The organism is Arthrobacter sp. UYEF20, assembly GCF_040546335.1.
Classification (GTDB): Bacteria; Actinomycetota; Actinomycetes; order Actinomycetales; family Micrococcaceae; genus Arthrobacter.
In genome coordinates, this window is record NZ_JBEPNP010000003.1 from 46,474 (window position 1) to 67,909 (window position 21,436).

General features: G+C 62.1%; 14 protein-coding genes and 1 pseudogene. 9 read left to right on the top strand and 6 right to left on the bottom strand.

The features are described from left to right. Positions 1-425 precede the first annotated feature (425 nt). From ABIB26_RS04380 to ABIB26_RS04395, 4 genes are read right to left on the bottom strand one after another with little or no spacing between them, the layout of a single operon-like run. Positions 426-2,501, bottom strand: a complete 2,076-nt coding sequence (locus ABIB26_RS04380) for an AIPR family protein (protein ID WP_354239940.1) — start codon at positions 2,499-2,501, stop codon at positions 426-428. Continuing rightward, positions 2,498-3,499, bottom strand: a complete 1,002-nt coding sequence (locus tag ABIB26_RS04385) for a PD-(D/E)XK motif protein (protein ID WP_354239942.1) — start codon at positions 3,497-3,499, stop codon at positions 2,498-2,500. Before ABIB26_RS04385 ends, ABIB26_RS04380 begins: the two co-directional genes overlap by 4 nt. Further along, the gene (locus ABIB26_RS04390; RefSeq protein WP_354239944.1) at positions 3,492-6,230 is read right to left on the bottom strand and encodes a Z1 domain-containing protein; all 2,739 of its coding nucleotides are present in this window, start codon (positions 6,228-6,230) and stop codon (positions 3,492-3,494) included. Before ABIB26_RS04390 ends, ABIB26_RS04385 begins: the two co-directional genes overlap by 8 nt. Then, positions 6,227-7,702 carry an ATP-binding protein gene (locus tag ABIB26_RS04395; RefSeq protein ID WP_354239946.1) on the bottom strand — a complete coding sequence of 492 codons (1,476 nt, stop codon included), beginning with the start codon at positions 7,700-7,702 and terminating at the stop codon, positions 6,227-6,229. The genes ABIB26_RS04390 and ABIB26_RS04395 overlap by 4 nt, the downstream gene beginning before the upstream one ends. Before the next feature lie 334 nt (positions 7,703-8,036). On the opposite strand from ABIB26_RS04395, the gene dcm reads away from it, so the two are divergent. The 8 genes from dcm (at position 8,037) to ABIB26_RS04440 (ending at position 18,836) form a co-directional block, all read left to right on the top strand. Further along, positions 8,037-9,287 (top strand): DNA (cytosine-5-)-methyltransferase, encoded by a 1,251-nt coding sequence (dcm, locus tag ABIB26_RS04400; RefSeq protein ID WP_354239948.1) that lies wholly within the window; start codon positions 8,037-8,039, stop codon positions 9,285-9,287. 111 nt (positions 9,288-9,398) lie between these two features. Next, the gene (locus tag ABIB26_RS04405) at positions 9,399-10,649 is read left to right on the top strand and encodes a type II restriction endonuclease (RefSeq protein WP_354239950.1); all 1,251 of its coding nucleotides are present in this window, start codon (positions 9,399-9,401) and stop codon (positions 10,647-10,649) included. Between the two features lie 517 nt (positions 10,650-11,166). Next, on the top strand, positions 11,167-12,075 hold the full coding sequence (locus ABIB26_RS04410) for an MvaI/BcnI family restriction endonuclease (RefSeq protein WP_354239952.1): 909 nt from the start codon (positions 11,167-11,169) through the stop codon (positions 12,073-12,075). Between the two features lie 553 nt (positions 12,076-12,628). After that, entirely contained in the window at positions 12,629-13,666 is a 1,038-nt protein-coding gene (locus tag ABIB26_RS04420) for a LacI family DNA-binding transcriptional regulator (RefSeq protein WP_354239956.1), read from the top strand. 120 nt (positions 13,667-13,786) lie between these two features. Beyond that, on the top strand, positions 13,787-15,106 hold the full coding sequence (locus ABIB26_RS04425) for an ABC transporter substrate-binding protein (protein ID WP_354239958.1): 1,320 nt from the start codon (positions 13,787-13,789) through the stop codon (positions 15,104-15,106). Between the two features lie 93 nt (positions 15,107-15,199). After that, positions 15,200-16,231 (top strand): carbohydrate ABC transporter permease, encoded by a 1,032-nt coding sequence (locus ABIB26_RS04430; RefSeq protein ID WP_354239960.1) that lies wholly within the window; start codon positions 15,200-15,202, stop codon positions 16,229-16,231. Beyond that, positions 16,228-17,154 (top strand): carbohydrate ABC transporter permease, encoded by a 927-nt coding sequence (locus ABIB26_RS04435; RefSeq protein WP_354239962.1) that lies wholly within the window; start codon positions 16,228-16,230, stop codon positions 17,152-17,154. Before ABIB26_RS04430 ends, ABIB26_RS04435 begins: the two co-directional genes overlap by 4 nt. Continuing rightward, positions 17,151-18,836 (top strand): alpha-amylase family glycosyl hydrolase, encoded by a 1,686-nt coding sequence (locus ABIB26_RS04440; protein WP_354239964.1) that lies wholly within the window; start codon positions 17,151-17,153, stop codon positions 18,834-18,836. Before ABIB26_RS04435 ends, ABIB26_RS04440 begins: the two co-directional genes overlap by 4 nt. Before the next feature lie 52 nt (positions 18,837-18,888). Here the strand turns inward: ABIB26_RS04440 and ABIB26_RS04445 are convergent, their stop codons facing one another. Next, positions 18,889-19,254, bottom strand: a complete 366-nt coding sequence (locus ABIB26_RS04445) for a hypothetical protein (RefSeq protein ID WP_354239966.1) — start codon at positions 19,252-19,254, stop codon at positions 18,889-18,891. 103 nt (positions 19,255-19,357) lie between these two features. On the opposite strand from ABIB26_RS04445, the pseudogene ABIB26_RS04450 reads away from it, so the two are divergent. After that, positions 19,358-19,718 (top strand): annotated as a pseudogene (locus ABIB26_RS04450) (integrase core domain-containing protein); the annotation flags it as partial. Between the two features lie 139 nt (positions 19,719-19,857). Here ABIB26_RS04450 and ABIB26_RS04455 read toward each other — a convergent pair. Then, the gene (locus tag ABIB26_RS04455; RefSeq protein WP_354239967.1) at positions 19,858-21,300 is read right to left on the bottom strand and encodes an amino acid permease; all 1,443 of its coding nucleotides are present in this window, start codon (positions 21,298-21,300) and stop codon (positions 19,858-19,860) included. Positions 21,301-21,436: the final 136 nt, after the last annotated feature.

Here is a 21,436-nt window from a genome sequence, read left to right on the forward strand (position 1 = left end):
CATCAGATCCTTAACGGGAAACCCAACGGGCGTTACTCCTGACCAGAACTTCGTCGTGGAGCTGCACGGCACTGAAGCGGTGGTTATTACCGATAACAGCGCATATGTGAATCCGGGATTTGCGCCGGATCGGTAACCGGTTGCTAACCGGGTCCTCTCTTTATGCCAGGGCTGCGCCGTAGGCCTGTTTGTGTCCTGGCTGATTCGCCTCTTGGCGCCGGGGTTACTTTAATTTCTAACGTCGCCCCGATGCCGAGTCGAGCCATTGTCCATAATTTTATTCAAAACCCGCATTCCGTCGGGATCGAACTTATGGCTCAGTCGGCTGCCGCTTTCGACAGCGCCGGCTCCCGACAAAGGACAATGCGGACCCGGCCGGAAATGTACAAGTGCGATTTTGAGGCATTCATCTGCCTATCGACGGCTCATACTTTCGTGAATCCGAGGTTCTGTATTTTCTGCAGCGCCCCGAGGATGACGGCGCTTTGGCGGTCTGTGGGTATGACCGGGGTTGGCTTGGCAACAAGTTTAAGGACGCTGAGTTCTTTCTCGGTGAACGCGCGGTGCTGCTGCCCGTAGCTGATGGCTTTTGCCCATTCGGTTGGCGGGATCTGCAATACTTTCATAGTTGCGTTGATTCCATTGTCTATTTTTTGGGTAGCGGCGGCCTGACGCCGACGGTCGATCTGCTTTGTCGGAGAGACCAGTGCCCCGATGAAGGTTTCTGGGAAGCGGACGGGAATCTGCTCAACAAGGTTCCAGCATTCAGCACGTTTGGCCCATTCGGTCACGTTGTTGACGGGCCTATCGGGAGAGTTGAGTACTCCGAGGACCAAACTGCCTATCTGGACAGCAAAATCGCGGACCGGTTGGGGCAGTGACTGCGACGCCCACACCGTGTTGAAGTCCAGCAGATGGCCCTTGCCCTGTTTCTCGATTTCACGGGCGATTTTCGCCATGGTGTAGGTGACAATATTCGCAAGGTAGCCCTTGTCATACCACTCCGCTTTAGCGATATCCGCGCGGATTGTGTTGAACATGATGGCCCGGGCGACGACGCTCTTGAAGTAGAGCTCGTTGAAGTCCGACTCTGATCGTTCCCAGGTGTCCGCCACGGAGTTTGCGAAGGCCATGAAGTTCTTTTGGGCGCCCTGGCTGACGATGTGGGGCTTCTGCTGCCAGGAAAGCTCAAACTTTGCCACATCCGTTTTTGTCATCACCTGGTTCTTCGGATTGCGCGCCTCAAAGGCCCTTGCCTGTGCAGCGCCGCCACGTGACTTTTCGTTCAGGTACTGTCCCCGGGTCCGCTCATAGAACCAGTATGTTTGATACGACTTGCCCGCCAGAGCCGGTGCCACGACGCGCCGGGAGAGCTCCTCGATACGGCGGTGGAACGCGCTGTTCGAGAAGAAGTCTGCTGCGCTGACCTTGTTCTGGCTGTTCGCGTAGCGGGAGACATCCGGAACGATTTCCTCTGCCTTGGCGGAGTCGACAACGATGAGTTTCATTTGGACGAAGATGTCGGACAGGTCCGGTTTGGGGGACGTGTCTTTCCGCAGGTTGTACAGGGATGCGGTGGTCTGGCCGCCGTTGACAATCTGCAGGTTGTGGATCCCGCGGAGGACCGGCATGCCTGATGAGGAGTCGACCGCCACCGCTGTTGCGGTTGCGGTGATGCCGTTGTTGTAGGCCAGGAACATTTCCGGTTTGGAAAGGGCTGTTGTCTTGATGCCTTTATTGACCATGCCACGGGCGCTGAGGTAGCTGCGCACGTTGCTTTCGAGCAGACGGCTTCCGTACTGGCCGTAGAGGTCCGCGACCACCTCGCCGGGGACCGATGCGAGGTAGGTTACGAAGTCCTTGCTTTTGCCCTCGGTCTTCAGGACGGGCAGGCCGTTGGGGAGCCATTGCTCAAGATCAATTTCGATCTCTGACCGGCCACTGTTGGACTCCTGGATCTGGTGAAGCCGCTGCAGGTCCCAAATGTGATACTCGATGGGGACCCCGTTGAGTTCGGAGCTGACCACGTCCTTCATCCGGTCGCTCGTGCACGCATCGGTCAGAACATACAGGCGATATCGGCTGACGTTGCGTCCGCGCGAGCGCAGGTCCCGGGCGAGCTGGTAGGCGACGGAGCTTTCCTCAAGTGCGTCTTCGAGGAAGTTCTGAACGGACTCTGTGAGGAAGTATTCGAGGGACTTGAGCCGCTTCTTGGCATCCGGAGTGGAAAGGACAGCGATGTCTTCGAAGTCTCGCCAGTCGACCACAGCCAGAGAAATCTGGCCGTCAGCGTCGTCCAGGTCGAATCCGTCGATGGCCAGGTTCTGACGTTTAGAGCCCAGGCCTTCATAGTGGAATACCTGAAGGTTGTCGATTTCTTCGACGTCCGAAAGCCGCTCGGACATCAGGTTGGCGAAGGCGCCGGCGGCGAAATCATTTTCCGCTTCGGCCCGCGCCCGCACGTCGGACTTGAGGCTCAGGTGGAATTCTTCAATGTTCACAGGCTGACGGCTCCGGGGTGGGGAAAGGATATTGATTCGTCTGAGGGGGCAGCGAAGGTCAAGAAGTTGTTCAGGGCGGGGATCTTGATGCTGTAGGAGACATCGACTACGTCAGTGGGAATCCCAGAGGAACGTACGGCGGGGAAGTCAGGGGAGACCGTAAAACCCCGGTAGTCCACCGGAAGGTAGTGGTGTTCGGCGTAGTAGGGATTGCTCTTATCAATCCGGAGTTTTTGTTCCAGTTTGAAGGTAAGCCGTTCCAAGCTTGACAGGTCGCCGGCGTGGAGGTCCTCCACGTGCCGGATAAGGTCAACTAGGGTCCATGATCCCGATACCTTCACCGGGGTTTCTGTCAGGGTCACCAGAACGAGGTTCATGGATGGCGCGTCCAACTGCTCGGCCGAGGAGATTCTGACCGTTGTGGAGTCCGTATGAACCGATTTGACCTCATATACGTGGTCCACGAATTTATAGTCCTGATCACTCCCCAGGGGGCCCTGCCAGGCCTCCTGGATCTGCTCCACGGGGGCATGAATGTGGCCGGAGACGAATCCGAACCACATCTCCGCGATCAGTCCGCGGATCTGCGACTGTGAAAGGGTGTCGGAGTCGTGGAAGGTCATCAGCTTCTTCCATTCCCCCAGTGCTACGGCGAACAATGACAGCCCCTCGGCTTCAGAGGAAGCGTCTTTGCTGCGTTCTGCAAGATCCCAGCACAGACTCATGAATGTCTTCTTGAAGCGTATGTCCGTCAGGGTGAACGTCATGGCCCATTCCCCGTCGTGCCGTAGACCCAGATCCACCCGGACAGCGGCCGATATTTCAGGTTTCCGCGGCCGGATCCTAGAGCGCACGAAGAATATGGGTTCTCCCGCGTCACCGTCCCCGAAATGGATCTTCAGTGGGTGCCCGACGGACAGCAGCCGTTGCCGGCCCTCCTGTCGGTGAAGCAGTTCGTCCCATGAGGCCAGGACGCTCTCGGGGATCTGCCTACTCATCGGATGCACCGTCCAGGTCCTCCGGACCCATTATTTTGCGGAGCATTGATTTGGTAATCATGTACTCAACATCCTCGGTCTCATCGGACGGATCAGATGACGCGTGCGGGAAGGCCAGCTTGATGGCGACAACGGGATCCTTCGGCTTTCTGTGCCCCGCGCCCTCGTCGTCTATCTCATCGGGGTCCATCCCGTAAATAAAGAGGACGGGCCGCTCCAGAAGCCTGATGTATTCGGGCTCCGGCGGGTTTGCAGAGGTGTTGTTTTCCGCGTACTTCTTCTCCATGTCCGATACGGCCCGGGCATCGGCGACCAGGCGAAAATCGCTGCGGCCGCCCAGGCGCCGGCTGCTGCCGGCCACCGCATAGGTCTCGTCCGTCAACCCGATTCTCCGCTGGTTCAAAGTGATGGTCCTAGCCCCGATGTTCCGGGTCCGCGCCGGCTTATCTGTTCGGGACCTCCCTGTTCCTGCCATTATGACCACGTCCCAGCTGTCGTGAACTGATCCTGAGCGCACATGGCGTTCCAGGGCCGGGGAGAACTGGAAGTCTTTTAGGTGCGCCGTGAATTTGCCGAGGAAGTCGGCAACCATCAACCGGTCCACGTCTGTCCAACGATGACTGAGGGTCTTGTCCCGGGCCACGTACGCGGCGGTGGTGTCTGTTTCAACCGCATTAATCAGTCCCTCCACGGCTGCATAGTTGTTTTTGACGTGGGTGGGTCTGGCGGAAAGTTTCGTTGTTTCCGGTGACCTCCCGGAGAAGGAAACACGTACCTTCCACTGTGTTGCTGACTTCATTTTGTTGCGGGCAGTTATCAGCATGGAGCCTGGGTGCTTGCGCACTGCTACGCCGAAGTCGGACGGCGTGTACCCGTCGTTGTGCATGCTGACCAGATCGGCCCGGAGTTCTTTCACGGACCGGTCGATATAAGCGAAGTTGTCGGCTTGCTCGGCGGTGATCCAGACCCGGCAAAGATCCTCGTAGCCTTCGCGGTAGCCAAACCACCGTGCCATCTGGAGCAGCGTGTCCGTCGCTGTGGCATGCCGGAAGAAGTAACTGACCATGAGCCCGTTCAGTGTCAGCCCGCGGCTCAGGACGTCCCCGCCCACCACGATTTGCCGTGCCCGCTGTTCCTGGCTCAACGGCTCCGACGTCTGTCTCTTGTTCAGGGATGAGTTGATCACCACCGGCGTGATGTCGGCAACGGCCGAAGGCAGCTCTGCAAGCACTTTGTCCCAGGTGACGCCAGCCGTCGCATAGTGCCTGGTGTAGGTCTCTTTGAGCTGGTCCAGCACCAGGTTGGGTTGGCCTGAGGCGTAGGTCTTGGAGTGGAGTCCGATGGTGTTCTGAAGATGAGTCAGCTCGCTGGTGACATGGGTGAGCACCTGATCCTGAACGTTGATGAATCGTGAGACATTGACCAGCATGGCCCTCAGCTCATCTTTATCCCCCCGAATATCACGGATGGCGTTGGCGATCAGATACGTCCTGATCGCCTCCCGCAGACTCTCCGGGATTCCGGGAACGGGGAGTGATGCCCTGTGCTTGGGAGGGAAGAATTCCTCGGCGTCGGTCAAATTCACCACAGGATCGGCTGCATGTCCCTCTCCCGGGCTGAAGACCTTGTCCGCCCCCACATAGTTGGAGGGCGCTTGGAGGGCATAGATGTAGTCCTTCGGGAACAGATCGTCCTCAACGTCGCTGTCAATAAAGATATTGGCAAAGGGTGTGGCAGAGAACCCGATGTAGGAGCTGCGCTCAAACTTGGTCAGCAGCTCCCGGATAAGGCCGTTGATGACCGTCGGATCATCGTCTTCCTTGCTCGTATCGACCGAGGCATAATCGGATTCGTCATCGAGCAAGATCATCGGCAGTTCGAGTTTTCCGTTGGCGCCGGTCTGTTCCTGGAACTCGTTCACAAGACTTTGGAGGATGGACTTGTTCTTCTTGACGACAAACACGAAGGTCTGATCCGGCGTGTTACCCACGTGGATCATCGATGTCCGCTGGGTTGCGGCGTTGAAGTCCGACCAAACGCTCGTCCTCGCCGCCACCCGGCCCACGAGTTCCCTGTTGTTGACGCCGATACCCACATAGCGTTCCGGGGTCGCATCCGTTCCCAGTCTGGAGCCCGGCATGGGTTTGGACATCCCCACGACGCCTTCGTCGACACGCTTCTGGGTCTGCTGGCGAAGGTAGCCGGTGTGGCCGCCGAGAACGACGATCAGCCGGTATCCGGCATCGATCGCCTTATTGAACAGTCCGAGATAGGTTCCGGTCTTGCCGGACTGGACATCACCCAGCACCAGGCCGACCCTGTTCCATGCACCAGCCCGGTGGGGATCGCCCACCAGATCAAGGATGTCATCGGTCAGCACGCCCATATCCTTCACTACGCGCGGAGAGATGCCCTTTTCGTTCACCAGCCAGTCCTGGTAGGCGGTCCAGCGCTGCCATTCGATCTGGCCGCGTTGTTGCTTCACCCACGGCTCATAGCCTTCGGCAGTCAAAACGGTCCCGCGGTCCATGGAGACACCCATGGAGGCCTGAATCCGCTGGGCAATTCCGGCCAGATCATCGGGTCCGAGGTGCTTTCCGAACATGCCGGCCAACAGGCTCAGGTTATTGTCGACAATTTCTTCCGTCAGAGCCCCGCCGACGAGCTGTGATTTCAACATCCGCTCCAGCTGAGCTGACTCCTGGGCCCGCGTGTCCTCAAGATGCATCATTTCGTAACTCCCGGTTCAGTAACTTCAGTCAGTAGGGCATTGATGTCCCGGCACCGGGAGAACTGTTCAGCAGCCTTGAACCCGTTGATGAAATCTGCTGCGGATCCCCCACCTGCCGACCATTGCCGCCAGTATTCGGCGGCAAGGTCTTTCAGGGCCGTCTCGGTCGTGTCCGGTGACTTCTGCGGTTGGTCACCGCTGAGCTTCACATACGCGTCGGTAACGGGGAATGAGGACTCGATGGCTTTCAACGCCGTATCAAGGGCAAGCAACTGCTCGGCATTGAGCTGATCGGCAAGGTTTTCCACCAGAGGGTGGTCCCGGTTGATCTGGTAATAGAATCCATCCCTGCTGCTCAGGCCCAGCCATGAACGCGTCATGCTGCCTTTTGAATCGTCGATGACGCCCTTATGCCGGAACGCACGTTCGCTGGGCTGGATGATGCGATCAATCACCTGTCTCAGCGCCTGCCGGATGGCAGGAGGTGGACTGGCTGCAGACTTTTTGATGTCCAGAGCCCACAGGTGATCGAGGGTGTTGGGGATGTCCACCTGCACCCGGGCGAGTTTTCCCAACTCGCCTCGGGGAACCAGCCGGAACCACGTTCCCCAGATCACCAGTCGCTTGGCCCGGTAAATATAGAACCCCTGGTTGTCTCTGAGCGGGCCGTTGGCCTGTGCCTGGCTCCGGTCTTTGACGGACATCTTATTGATGAAAGGCAGCGTGTAGGGCCGGAAGGTGATCTCCCCACCCTCGACGCGGATGATTTCCTTGTGTCCTCGTTGGGTCGCCCTGTTGTGGGTCAGGAATGGGTCCGCGGGCTCGATGTCTTCCAGATTCAGACTGATGCTGAGCTTGTACCCGTCTTCGCCTTCCAGGAACCGGTGATAAATGAGGGAAAGATGTTCCCTGGCAGCAGCCATTTTGGCCGTGAAGTCTTCGGTGAACCTGGCATGGTCGGGATCCGAAAGGTCGATTTCTTCCCACAGGACGACAGTCCCCGACGCCTTGTCCTCCAGATATCGGGTGTGTGTGAGCTTAGAGAGATCATCCTGGGAAAGGATATACAGCTGCCACTGGCCTGACTCGGCCAGCCGGTCAAGATTCCACTGGACCCCCGCCAGGGTTCCGTTCCGTTTGCTGATCAGTGTCAGGACCCGGCACTGGGAGAGCGAGGCCGTCTTTAGACCGAGACCGAACCGGCCAAGATCCCCGGCATTTCTCGTGGACCGTGCGTCATGGCCGGCGAGTTTCATTGCGTGGCGCACCCCGGCGGCATCCATGCCGGTCCCGTTGTCGCTGATCGATACGAAGGTATTACCCGGTTCTGCGCTGAAGCGGATGTCAATCGCTGTTGCCTTGGCTGTGATCGAGTTGTCGATGACATCAGCGATGGCCGTCTTCAGCGAATAGCCCACTGCCCTCATAGACTCCATGAGCTGCGGCCCCGGTGGCACAACTTCAAATTCCACTTTTCCCCCAATTTCAATCCTTCGTAAACATATAACAGTGCAGCGACATCGCCCATCTCGGCCCTGAAAGATGCCGGCACTGCCTTCCCGGCACCGAGGTCAGCCGAGACAAAGCGGGCTTGCTCCGGGTGGAGCACTGGGATGCCGAGCCTGCAGGCCCTTTAGATGCCTCCGTAGGTCCTCCCGCCAGCCTTCCCTGGCTCTGCCGCAATCTTGTCGGTGGTGAAACGTACAGTGGCTCGTGGTGGATATCTCCTCGACACCCGGCGGCGTGGCACACGCGCCTCTGGGTCGTTTATGCGACAGAATGTCAGGTGAACAACCCAGATAGGACATGATGGACAACGCAAATACGCTCCTCGGCCAGGCCCGTGCCCGGTACACCCAACGTCAGCTCGCTGACCAGCTCAACGTCTCGGACCGGACGGTCGCCCGTTGGGAGAGCGGCGAGACGGCCTGCCCGACGATGCTCGCCCCGGCCCTGCGGGAGCTGCTCGGGCTCCGCCCGGCCTCCGGGGCCGATGATTTCAGGTTCATTGATCTGTTTGCCGGGATCGGCGGGATCCGCAAGGGTTTCGAGGCCCAGGGCGGGCGCTGCGTCTTCACCAGTGAGTGGAACAAGTACGCCGAGAAGACCTATCTGACGAACTTCCCGGACGACCAAGAGGACTCCCACACCTTCGTCGGGGACATCCAGCCCTTCCCGGCCCATGAGGTCCCGGACCACGACGTCCTGCTGGGCGGTTTCCCGTGCCAGCCGTTTTCCATCGCGGGTGTGAGCAAGAAGAACTCCCTGGGCCGGCTGCACGGCTTCGAGGACGCCACCCAGGGCACCTTGTTCTTTGATGTGGCCCGGATCATCAACGCCAAGCGCCCGGCGGCGTTCATGCTCGAAAACGTCAAAAACCTCCGCTCCCACGACAAGGGCCGGACCTTTGCCGTGATCATGGAGACCCTGCAGGAAGAGCTCGGCTACGAGGTCCACGCCAAGGTCATCGACGCCATTAACTTCACCCCCCAGCACCGGGAGCGGATCATCATCGTCGGTTTCCGCGAACCCACGGATTTCAGCTGGGAGGATTTGGAAGTCCCCCCGGTCGGCCCGAAGCTGAACACGATCCTGCACCGGACCGACGGCACCGAGCCGTTCCTCGAATGGGACCAGGACCGGTTCTTCGATCACGAGAACGCCGAGGTCCAGCCCAAGTTCACCCTGACCCCGAACCTGTGGACCTACCTGCAGGCCTACGCCGCCAAGCACAAGGCCGCCGGCAACGGCTTCGGCTTCGGCCTGGTGCACCCGTCCGGGACCACCCGTACCCTTTCGGCTCGGTACTACAAGGACGGTTCGGAAATCCTGGTCGCCCAAGACGGCAACCGGCCGCGCCGGCTCACCCCGCGCGAATGCGCCCGCCTGATGGGCTACGAGGACACCTTCCGGATCCCCGTCAGTGACACCCAGGCCTACAAGCAGTTCGGCAACAGCGTCGTCACCCCGGTAATGAAGGAAATAGCCCGGATCATGACCCCCCACGTCATCAAGATCACCAGCCAGCCTGCGGCGGCGCAGAGCCTGTCGGCCTGACACGCCCGGCGGCCTAGTCCGGGTGTCGCGGCGCCGGGAAACCTCGGCGCCGCGGTACGGTCGGTTCCGCGGCTCGCGCTGGGCAATGACGACTACAAGGGGGATTTAAGCATGGATTTCGGGGACTTGGCCGATCACTTTGACGGCGTCGCGGCCAAGATTCTCAGCACCGTCGAAACGGTCGGGCGGAGGTCGAACCAGCACGAACTCGACGGCGTCAAGGCACTCCAAGGACTCTTCGGACGGCCGGCGGAAAAGCTGATCATCCCGACCCGGTTCCTCGCGGTGACCGATGACACGGCCGAACCTGTCGCCGAGGACGGCACGCTGACCTTCTACGATGCCCGGCTCAACACTCCCAACCGGTCCGAATACCGCCTGTACTACCCGGCCTCGGTGGACGCCATGAAAACGGCCCAACCCGGCGACCTGGTCTTTCTCGCCAAGCAGAAGACCGGGGACGCCCTGTTCATCGTGGCCCCGGCCGGCTCCAGCATCGCCGCGCAGCTGGACTGGCTCTTCGGCACCGACGTGCTCGAACACCATGGCTTCTCCGTCCGCTCCAGACTCGAAAGCGGGCACGACAGCCTCGGCCTGACCGCCATGTATCTGCTGGACATGCTCGGCATCGCCGTCGAACCCGCCAACGATGACTGGCTGGAGAAGATTCTGGCGAAATTCGGACCACGCTTCCCCACCTCGGCGGAGTTCGGGGCCTTCGCCCGCTCCACCCTGCCTGACCTGCACCCGGCCGATGACCCGGACACCGTCCTGATGGCCTGGATGGAACAGGAGGAAATCCTCTTCCGGACACTGGAGCGGCACCTGGCAGCGGACACCCTCGACGCGCTTTACAGGGACGGGCACGTGGACGTGGACAGGTTCATTGAAGTGTCCCTATCCCTGCACAACCGGCGCAAGAGCCGGGCCGGGAAGGGGCTGGAAAACCAGCTCATCGCCCTTTTCGCCGCCCTGGACGTCCGCCACACCTTCAACCCGGTGACGGAGAACCGGGCACGCCCGGACTTCATTTTCCCCAGCATTGACGAATACCGCGATCCCAAATTCCCTCACACGGATCTGACCATGCTGGGTGTCAAGACCACATGCAAGGACCGGTGGCGGCAGGTCATCAGCGAAGCCAGACGGATCGAAGACAAGCATCTGCTGACCTTGGAAAGCCCGATCAGTCCCGCCCAGACCGACGAAATGCGGGACCACAGGATACAGCTCGTCATCCCTCGGACCCTTCACGAACCATACAAACCGGAGCAGCGGCACTGGCTGATGGGTGTGGACGATTTCATCGAGCTGGCCCGGGACCGAGATCGGCAAGGGTCTCCTCAGCTCGCGCTGCTCTGAGGGCTACTGTCACCCGTATTCGAACCGTGCCCGCCGCGGGAAACCTAGCGCCGCCGCACAGTCCTAGGTCAGCAAGCGTCCGTCCCCCTGATTGAGTGGCACTCTTCGCTTTCGCACGACGGCTGAGACGCAGAACTAGCCAGACCAATTTCTGGACGGCTAGGGTGACTTTGGCAATGCTGGAGTACGGAACGAGATCAAGAGACGACCATCAACGAATCACTCAGTGCATATATTAGCTCGTTCACCGATAAACCCGATTTCGTTTCTTGTGAGATCTTTGCAAAGATTCTGGCCGAAAACGATGACAGAAGCCGTCACGGCGTCCTGATTCCGAAGACAAGCTACGCGTTCTTTCCCGAACTGCCAATTCCCGACCCTGACAAGAACTCAACGGCCCCCTTCTCCGCCCGCGATGTGGTAACGAACGAAGTCAAGAATCTGTCTTGGATCTACTACCAGCGGTACCCGGAACGGAGAATTACGCGCGTCGGCCCACAACTAGACGACCGTGCCCATGGCCGCAGGCCCCATATTTACCCGGTTCAAGCTCGTCTCGGGTGAGAGTGCCTACTTCGTGGACGTAGCACTCGAACAACTGGATCCACGGTTTGCCAGTTTGACCACACTCTTTTTCGGGGCTGCCCCAACCAGTCCCGGAGCGTATGTTTTGCTGCCGCTCGATGCTCCTCAATTTCTGATCGACGAGGACCTGCACGAGCTCCTAGGACGATTTGACCGGGTGAAGGCCATGGGGTGGATTGACAGCCTCCGGTCCGGCCACACAGGGATCGGCTACACCTTCGAAACGCTTGTGGGGATTGAAGAAAACAACCACCAACTGGCAGATTTTCGTGGCATCGAGATTAAGTGCAAACTGCGAAACGAGTCTGCCTCGCCGTCGGGAAAGATCAATCTCTTCCAGCTCGCACCCCGTTGGACGATCCCCGGACCGAATCGCAAAAGGCTCGACGTAATCGGAGCACCGAACGCAGACGGCGTCCTGTCCTGCTACTCGCAGGTCACGACGACCCCGAACAATAAGGACCTGTGGCTCAGTCCATCTTCCTCAAATCCTGCCCTTGACGTGTTCAAGCACGAAGACATGATCGGGCAATGGGAGCATCAAAAGTTGGCTAAGCGACTGTCGGAAAAGCACTCAAGAGCTGTCTTCGTCAGTACGCAAAGCCGAAGCCATGGTGGCTTGACCCAGTACCGATACAGCCATCTCCTCTACTGTGAACGCCCCCACATCGATCGTTTCGTGTCTCTAGTCGCTGCACGCCGCATTGTGTTCGAATTTGCCATGCGCTTGTCCATGCAAGGGAGGGTCCGCAACCACGGCTACCCCTGGCGTCTGGTTGACGAACGCGATCTAGAACAGCTGTTCGCCTTCCAGATTCAGCTGAGACAGGACCCTCGGTAGCCCAGTCACAGCATCATGGATTTCCTCCATGATTCAAGGATTTCTTCAGCGCCAGCACTTGCTTCGAGCTAAAGTTGCGGAAGTGGCCATCATCAGCCTGCTCGCGCTAACGGGCTGCGGGCGCAAGGGGCCGCGAGCACTGAAGCGGGCGACCAATAGTCCGAGAGCGAATGGCGGAGGCTGGAGGACCTTATTCAGTAATCCCTGGGACGCTGTATCCCAGAATGGGCTCAGGAACCTGATCAGCTTCACGGCACGGGCAGGGCTCTGCCTGTCCACCAAAGCGTGTTCTGGATGTCAGCCTGGAGGAGGACGGTGGCATGTCGCTGGACGAACATCGCCGCACTGCTGGGACGACAGGCGAGTGGCCAGATGCCGCGTTCACATGCGCCGGCCTCCGCCGCACACCCCCGTTTACGAAACGCAACGTGATCCCCGAACCATCCCCTACTGTTGACCCTGCACCTACGAAACCGTTTACGTAAACCGTTTGCGTAGCACTCAGACCAACGGGTTACGCAGCCCCCGTACGCACCCTCAGGGAGGAGGAACAGTGGTCACCATCCGCGATGTCGCCAAGCACGCCGGCGTCTCCCCCGCCACTGTTTCCCGGGTCGTCAACGGACTCGTCGGCTACTCCGACGAAACGCGGGAACGCGTCGAAAACGCCGTCAAGAGCCTTAGCTACGAGACGGACTACCTCGCCCGCGGCCTCAAAACCCGGCAGACCTCCGTGATCGGTCTGCTCGCCCCCATGGTTTCCGATGCCCTGGCCTCCCAGGTCATGCAGGGCGTGGAGGAGGAAGCCCAGGAACGCGGCTATGCCGTGATGCTAGGCCGCACCGGCGCCAAGTCCGCCTACATTGCCGGCTACCTCCGGACCCTTCGTACTTACCGCGCGGCCGGCGTCATCCTCATTTCCGCGGTGATCACTCAGGAAACCCGGCAACTGCTGGGGCCGAACATCCCGATCATCTCCGTCGCCATCAGCGACAAGTCCGGCTCCCCCAGCGTGGCCATCGACGACGAGCAGGCAGCCTACGACGCGACCCGTCATCTGCTGCGGCTCGGCCACCGGCGCATCGGCCTACTGGCCGGTGATCCGGCGTCGATCTACGTCGCCCAGCCCCGGAAGCGCGGCTACCTCCGCGCCATGACCGAAGCCGGCAGCACCCCGGTGACCGCTACCGGCAGCTGCTTCTACGAAAGCGGGGCCGCCGGCGTCGACGACCTGCTCCAGCAGGAACCGGGCCTCACCGCGATCTTCGCGATGAGCGATGAGATGGGCGCCGCCGTCGTCAACGAACTGCAGCGGCGCGGGCTCCGGGTGCCGGAGGACGTCTCCGTCCTGGGGTTCGACAACACCTCCACCTCCCTGCACGTGAACCCGCCGCTGAGCACCATGGCGCAGCCGCTCGAGGAGATGGGACGGATGGCCGTGAAAAAGCTGCTGCGCTCCCGCGACCTCGGGCCGAAGATCATGCCGCACCGCCTGATCGAGCGCGGCTCCACCGCGCCGCCCAACCCGGCAATGTCCAGTGCGGCACCGGCAAACGCGGCACCGCCTGGAGACCAAGTCCTGGTCAGCTAGGCCCACAAACCACCCACCAACGGCGGCAGCCGGCACTCCCCCGTGCCACCAACCGGCCAGCCCCCGCAGTTCCGCATGCACCAATTCACTCCCACCACCCCACGAAACAAGTAGCAACACATGAGGCAGCGCCGCCGCACCTGGCAGACTCTCTTCGCCACCACCGCATCCCTGACCGTCGCCGCCGTCGCCCTCACCGGCTGCGGCGGGACCGCCACGGAAGCGAAGAGCACCCCGAAGGCCGCCGCCGCGTCTTTCGAGGGCAAGGGCCCCATCAACTACGTCTCCAACCGCGATGCCTCCGGTGCCGCGAACAAGACGATTGAGGAATGGAACGCCGCCCACCCGGAGGAGAAGGTCACGTTCATCGAACTGCCGGACTCCGCGGACCAGCAGCGCCAGCAGCTCATCCAGAACGCGCAGATCAAGTCGGACACCTTCAGCGTGCTGAACCTGGACGTCGTCTGGACCTCCGAGTTCGCCGCCAACAAGTGGATTATGCCGCTGCCGGCGGACGCCGTCCCCACCGACAAGATGATCCCCGCCACGGTCAACGCTGCGACGTACCGGGACTCCCTGGTCGGCTCCCCGTATTACACCGACGGAGCCCTGTTCTACTTCCGCTCGGACCTGCTCAAGGCCGCCGGCATCGCCGCCCCGCCCAAGACCTGGGACGAGATGAAGACCGCCTGCAAGGCCATCCTCGCGCTCCCCGAAGCGGCCGGCATGTCCTGCTACACCGGCCAGTTCGATAAGAACGAGGCCCTCACGGTCAACTTCTCCGAGGCCGTGGCCTCCGCCGGCGGCACCGTGGTGGACGCCGACGGCAAGCCCACCGTCAACACCGCCGAGGCCAAGAAGGGCCTGAACCTGCTGGTGGACGGCTTCAAGGACGGACTATTCCCCTCCGACGCCATCACCTACCTCGAGGAACAGGGCCGCCGCGCATTCCAGGACGGCAAGCTGGTCTTCATGCGCAACTGGCCCTTCCTGCACGCCTCCCTGAGCGCCACGGACGGCTCCAGCCAGGTGGCCGGCAAGTTCGACATCACCTCCATCCCCGGCACCGACGGCCCCGGCGTCTCGACCCTGGGCGGCCGCAGCCTCGCCATCTCGCCGTTCACCCCGAACAAGGCGACGGCCCTGGAGTTCGTCAAGTTCTTCACCAGCGAGGAGCAGGCCCAGAAGCGCCTCGCGCTCAGCTCCCGCGCCCCGGTGTACGCCTCGCTCTTCGAGGATCCCGCCGTCGTCGCCAAGCGCCCGTTCTTCCCGACGCTGCTGACCTCGCTGAACAACGCCCAGCCGCGCCCCAAGGTGGTCCAGTACGGCGCCACCACCAAGGCAATCCAGGAAGAGGCCTACGCGGCCATCACCGGGGCCAAGGACACGGACATGGCCCTGAACGACATGCAGGCCGAGCTCACCGAGCTGACCAAGTAATCCAGCAGTAGCCCCAGCAGTTCAGACCACAAGCCTGGCCGGCCGGTCCACCCCGGCCGGCCAGGCAAGCTGCAACTCCAGTTAGGTACCAGCATGACGACGACGACCGCCCCGCCCGCCGGCGCGCAGACCGGCACGCCCCAACCAGGCAGCCCGCGCAGACGCGGCAAACGCTCCCCCGGCGAAGGCCGCATGGCCGCGATGCTGCTCTCCCCCACCATCCTGGTGCTGGCCCTGGTGATCGTGTACCCGCTGCTCTCCGCGGTGCACCAGTCGCTGTTCCGCGCCGAATCCGGCCTGGACGCGGACGGCTTCGTCTCCGACGTCGAATCCTTCGTGGGCCTGGCCAACTATGCCGACCTGTTCGTCGGCGAATCCGGCCGTCGCTTCCTGAACGCCTTCGCCAACACCACCTTCTTCACCGTCACCACGGTGTTCCTCGAGACCGTCCTGGGCCTCTGCCTGGCCCTCGCCATGAACCGCGCCTTCCGCGGCCGGTCCTTCCTCCGCGCCAGCATCCTGGTTCCGTGGGCCGTGCCCACCGCCGTCTCCGGCCTGCTCTGGCGTTGGATCTTCCAGTCCGACGGCATCGCCAACAACCTGCTCGGCAGCGAAATCCTCTGGACCGCCGAAGGCAACGCCTCCAAGGTCGCCGTCATCATCGCCGAAGTCTGGAAGACCGCCCCGTTCATCGGCCTCCTGGTCCTCGCCGGCATGCAGATCATCCCAGGCGAAGTCTACGAAGCCGCCAAGATCGACGGCGCCGGCTGGTGGCGCCAGCTCGGCTCCATCACCCTCCCGCTGGTCAAGCCCACCCTGCTGGTGGCCGTGCTGTTCCGCATGCTCGACGCCCTCCGCATGTTCGACCTGCCCTTCGTGCTGATCGGCCCCGGCAAGGAATCCGTGGAAACCCTCTCCATGCTGGCCTGGGACGAATCCAACCAGCTCCGCTACGGCTCCGCCTCCGCGTTCGCCGTCATGCTCTTCCTGTACGTCGCCGTCGTCGCGATCGTGTTCGTGAAAGTCCTCGGCGCCGACGTCACTGGCGCCAAGGAACTGAAGCTGCTCTCGAAGAAGTCCCGCACCAAGGCAACCCGCACCCAGAAAGCCGAGGCCACCCGATGACCATCTCCGACCTCCGCAACGCCGCGGCTGACTCCGGCGCACCCGAGGCGAGTGCCGCCGTCGTAGGCCGCCCATCCAAATCCGGCAAACCCAAAGCCAAGCGCACCTGGCGCTCCTACAGCGTCTACGCCGGACTGGCCCTGATCTTCGCCTACTGCCTGGCGCCGTTCTACTGGATGCTGGTCTCCAGCCTCCGCCGCACCGCGGACATCTTCGACAACACCCTGCTGCCGGCCCCGTTCTCGCTGGAGAACTACGCCAAGGTGTTTGACGGTTCCACCATGTTCGGCCAGGCCCTGCTCAACTCCCTGATCGTCGCCGGCACCACCACGGTGTTCGCCCTTGTCCTCGGTGTGTTCGCCGCCTACGCCATCTCCCGGCTGAACTTCCGCTTCAAGTCGGTGATCCTCGGCGTCATCATCGCGACGTCGATGTTCCCCGGCATCTCCGTCGTGGTCCCGCTGCTGCGGCTCTTCACGGACATCGGCTGGATCAACACCTACCAAGCCATGATTGTGCCGAACCTGTCCTTCGCGATCCCGCTGGCGGTCTGGAACCTCACCACGTTCATGAAGGCCCTGCCGTTCGACCTCGAGGAAGCCGCCATGATCGACGGCTGCACCAAGTGGCAGGCGTTCCGCAGGGTCCTGCTGCCGCTCGCCGCGCCGGGCGTCTTCACCACCGCGATCCTGACGTTCATCCACAGCTGGAACGAATTCATCATCGCGCTGTCCATGATCAACGATCCCAGGGTCCAGACCGCCACGGTCGCGATCTCCAAGTTCACCGGCGCCACCGAATTCCAGGCGCCTTTCGGCGAGCAGATGGCCGCCGGCGTGATCGTCACCGTGCCGCTCGTGATCATGGTGCTGATCTTCCAGCGCCGGATCGTCGAAGGCCTCACCGCGGGCGCCAGCAAATGAGCGAACACCCGCCGGTAAGCCTCGTCGAGGAAGCCGCACTCACTGCTGCTGCCGATTGGTGGCAGTCCGCCGTCATCTATCAGGTCTACCCGCGCTCCTTTGCCGACGGCGACGGCGACGGCGTGGGCGACCTCGCCGGCCTGATCACCCGGCTGCCGTACATCGCCTCCCTCGGCGTCGACGGCATCTGGATCACCCCGTTCCAGCCCTCCCCGCAGGTGGACCAGGGCTACGACGTCACCGACTACTGCGGCGTGGACCCGCTGTTCGGCACCATGGAACAATTCGATACTTTGCTGGAGCTGGGCCATTCGCTGGGTCTGCGGATCCTGCTCGACGTGGTCCCCAACCACTGCTCCTCGGAGCATCCGCTGTTCCGGCAGGCCCTCGCGGCCGGTCCGGGCTCCCCGGAACGGGACATGTTCCACTTTGTCTCGGGTCCGGAGGACATGTCCGACGACGACGGCGCCCCGTCAGGCGCTGCTGCTGCCGGCGGCGTCCCGCCGAACAACTGGCAGAGCGTGTTCGGCGGCCGCGCGTGGAGCCGCGCCAACCCGGACTCAGAGTCCGACAGGGACTGGTACCTGCACCTCTTCTCGGCCGGGCAGCCGGACTGGAACTGGCGCAATCCCGCCGTCGGCGACTACTTCGACGGCGTGCTGCGCTTCTGGTTCGACAAGGGCGTCGACGGCCTCCGGATCGACGTCGCGCATGCCCTGTTCAAGGCCGACGGCCTGCCGGACTCGCCCTCCGCGAGCGGGGTGGTGGACGGGCTGCGGTCCAACCCGCAGGTCTCGGACCAGGAGGAAGTCCACGAGGTCTACCGCCGCTGGCGCACCCTGGCCGAGAAGTACCAGCCGCACCGCCTGCTCGTCGGGGAGGTCAACCTGGAACCGGCGCGCGCCGCCCGCTACACGCGGGCCGATGAGATGCAGCAGGCCTTCGCGTTCTCCTTCGTGAAGCTCGGCTGGGATCCCGCAGCTTGGGCCGCCGTCGGGAACGAGCTCGAAACCGCACGCCAGCTCCACGGCGCCACCCCCACCTGGGCGCTGGAAAACCACGACATTGTCCGGTCTGTCACGCGCTTCGGCGGCGGCGAGATCGGCAGCGCCCGGGCCCGGGCGGCACTCGTGGCGCTGCTGGGCTTGCCCGGCCCGGCGTACGTCTACCAGGGCCAGGAGCTCGGCCTGCCCGAGGTCGACGTCCCGCTCGAGGCCCGGGTGGATCCCATGTGGGCACGCGGCGGCGTCTGCCGCGACGGCGCCCGCGTCCCGCTGCCCTGGACCGGCGACGCCGCGCTGAACCACGGCTTCTCGCTCGGCGAGACAGAGACCGAGCCCGCTGCGGAACCGTGGCTCCCGACCCCGGCGGACTGGGGCACATACGCGATCGAACGGCAGCAGCAGGACCCTGCGTCCTCGCTGGCGCTGGTGACCAAGGCGCTGGAGTTGCGCCGGCTGCTGTGGAAGAACGAAGTCTTCGGCCCGAACGACGGCGGCATCTGGCGCATCGAGGCCGGAAACTTACTGATCTGCGAACGTAGCGCGGACTTCTTCGTCGCGGTCGCAATGGGAACGGAACCCGTTCAGCTGCGGGCCGGAACCGTCCTGCTCAGCGCCTCACCGCTGGCCGAGGACGGCTGGCTCCAGCCGAACAACGCGGCCTGGGTGCTGCGCGACTGATACTTCCCTGTTTCGGGCCGTCCACGTTTCCTTCCAGAACGTGGACGGCCCTTTAGCGCCGCTTGTCCGTTTCGGTGCCCGTGATGTTGAACGAGGCGTCCAGTTTCACCGTGGCTGAAGTCCCGTCGGCCTTCCGAATATGTGCCTCGTAGGCAGCCCCCTCCGCATCGGTTTCGACGCGGACTATGGTCGCCCCGGGGTTGGCGGCCTTAACCGCCGCCTCCACACGGGCGGCAGTGTCACCTGTCAGCTGCTGCTCGGTGATGCCGTTGGCTCGGTGGCTCCCTTTCTGATGGGAAGCAGACAGCGTTGTGGAGGTCGCCGCGCCGTCCGGAGCGGCCATTGCGAGATACATGCCGCCGCCGGCGAGAGCGGCAGTTAGTGCTGCGCCCGCCGCGACGTTTTGAACTGATTTCATCACGTGCTCCTGATTTCTGCGATCAGGCCCATCGGTGCTTACGCTGACCGCTGTGTTGTCCCGGCCGTCGCGTCCCAGCAACGCCCAGCGCGGTTGGATCCAGGTCGCGGCGCTGGAGGACATCATCGCTGAGACGGGCACCGCCCCGGCCTATGTCCGGTGTGACAACGGGCCGGAATTCACCCGCAGCACTCATCGATTGGTGCGACACCGCCGGCGTGGACACCGCGTTCATCGACCCGGGATCGCCGTGGCAGAACGGCTTCATCGAATCATTCAACGCCCAGTTCAGAAGGGAACAACTCTCCGGAGAAATCATGGACACCATGGCCGAAGCGAAGTATTTGGCCGAGGAATGGAAAGCTATCTACAATCATGAACGGCCCCACGGATCCCTGGACGGCATGACGCCGAACCGCTACTGGGACAACTGGACGCAGGAAAATCAACTAGCTATCGCATAGGCGCTGGACTTCTAACGGGGGCCCAATCAGGATCCGTCATGGCGGCTGTTCGGTTTCGCGTTTCTGAACGGGCAAAACTAACGGCCCGGCCGATTCCTTGGATGGAATCGACCGGGCCGTTCTTGCTGCTACAGGGGTCCTATTGGACGCTTTGGTCGCTCGGCGTGGGGGTCGAGGCCCGGGCCGACGCCCGCCGTCGTACGAAGGGGAAGATGACCAGCAGCACCGCAAGCGCGCTGAGGCTCAGCCAGACTTGGGGGGCGTTGGCGGGATTAATGGCCATGAGGACCACGATGAGAACGACAACAGCAAGCACAACGATGTTGAGCCACGGGTGCAGCCACATCTTGAGCTTGAGCGAGTCCCGCTCAGCAGCGCTCATTCGGTTTCGCAGCCGCCACTGGGTCAGGGCCACGAACGCGTACACGAACATCGCCACGAGCCCTGCAGAGTTCATGATGAAGTCGAAGATCACCTTCGGTGCCACGTAGTTAGCAGCGATCGCGACGTAGCCGACCACGGTGGAGAGCAGGATCGCCTTCCACGGCACGCCGTTCCGGTTGCGGTCCTCGACCCAGCGGGGGGCATAACCGTGTTTGGAGAGGGCGAAGAGCATCCGTGAACCGGAGTACAGGCCCGAGTTGAGCACAGACAGGGCGGCGGTGAGCACGACGGCGTTCATCACTTGGTCGGCGGCCGGGAGGCCGAAGCGGCCGAAGGCGAACGCGAAGGGACTCGTCGTGGACGGAAGTTCATCCCAGGGGACCACCATGAGCAGGATCGCGACTGAGCCGATGTAGAACAACACGATGCGCCAGACGATAGTGTTTGTGGCCTTCGCGACGGCCTTGGCCGGCTGCTCAGATTCTGCCGCGGCCATCGTGACGATCTCGGTGCCGAAGTAGCTGAAAACCACGACGGCGACGCCGTTCAGGACGGCCGTCCAGCCGAATGGCATGAAACCGTGCGCTGTCAGGTTGCCGACAGATCCGGTCGAATTCGGCAGCAGACCCAGTACGTAAAGCGTGCCGAAGATGAGGAACACGACGATGGCGGAGACCTTGATCGACGCGAGCCAGAACTCAGTCTCGCCGAACGAGCGCAGGGACATGAGGTTGCTGATCGTCAGAAGGAGGAGGCCGGCCAGCGCAAAGGTCCAGTCCGGCACCATGGGAATCCATTCATTCAGGATCCGTCCCACGATGACCGCTTCGAAGGCGACGACGCCGACCCAGAAGTACCAATAGAGCCAGCCGATGGTGAATCCGGCCCACTCGCCAAGTCCTTCGCGGGCATACTCCATAAACGATCCGACGACCGGACGGTTGGTGGACATCTCGCCCAACATGCGCATGACGAGGATGACGAGTGCTCCGCCGATTGCGTACGAGATCAGCGCGGCGGGGCCCACTGAACGGATGACGCTGCCGGAGCCCACGAAAAGACTCGCACCGATGATGCCACCCAGCGCGATCATGGTCAGGTGACGTGGACGGAGGCTCGCGTGAGCTGACGACTTCGTGCTCCCCTCAGATTTGCCGGGGGCGCTGGGCGGCGGAGCGAGGGTCGTGTGGTCTTGCATACGTATCTTAATCCTAGACTCGGGGGTGTGATGCCGAACACTATTCCTCTCCAGTGTGCGGGCAGCCTTCCCCTACGCCCATGGATGATTCGTACTGATCCTCTCTTTGCTGTTAGACATAACGCACAAGGACTAA

Coding starts and splice junctions, on each gene's coding strand:
- ABIB26_RS04385 (WP_354239942.1), bottom strand. CDS start 3,499: ATGAGTAGGCAGATCCCCGAGAGCGTCCTGGCCTCATGGGACGAACTG.
- ABIB26_RS04390 (WP_354239944.1), bottom strand. CDS start 6,230: ATGATGCATCTTGAGGACACGCGGGCCCAGGAGTCAGCTCAGCTGGAG.
- dcm (WP_354239948.1), top strand. CDS start 8,037: ATGATGGACAACGCAAATACGCTCCTCGGCCAGGCCCGTGCCCGGTAC.
- ABIB26_RS04405 (WP_354239950.1), top strand. CDS start 9,399: ATGGATTTCGGGGACTTGGCCGATCACTTTGACGGCGTCGCGGCCAAG.
- ABIB26_RS04410 (WP_354239952.1), top strand. CDS start 11,167: ATGGCCGCAGGCCCCATATTTACCCGGTTCAAGCTCGTCTCGGGTGAG.
- ABIB26_RS04425 (WP_354239958.1), top strand. CDS start 13,787: ATGAGGCAGCGCCGCCGCACCTGGCAGACTCTCTTCGCCACCACCGCA.
- ABIB26_RS04430 (WP_354239960.1), top strand. CDS start 15,200: ATGACGACGACGACCGCCCCGCCCGCCGGCGCGCAGACCGGCACGCCC.
- ABIB26_RS04435 (WP_354239962.1), top strand. CDS start 16,228: ATGACCATCTCCGACCTCCGCAACGCCGCGGCTGACTCCGGCGCACCC.
- ABIB26_RS04440 (WP_354239964.1), top strand. CDS start 17,151: ATGAGCGAACACCCGCCGGTAAGCCTCGTCGAGGAAGCCGCACTCACT.
- ABIB26_RS04445 (WP_354239966.1), bottom strand. CDS start 19,254: ATGAAATCAGTTCAAAACGTCGCGGCGGGCGCAGCACTAACTGCCGCT.
- ABIB26_RS04455 (WP_354239967.1), bottom strand. CDS start 21,300: ATGCAAGACCACACGACCCTCGCTCCGCCGCCCAGCGCCCCCGGCAAA.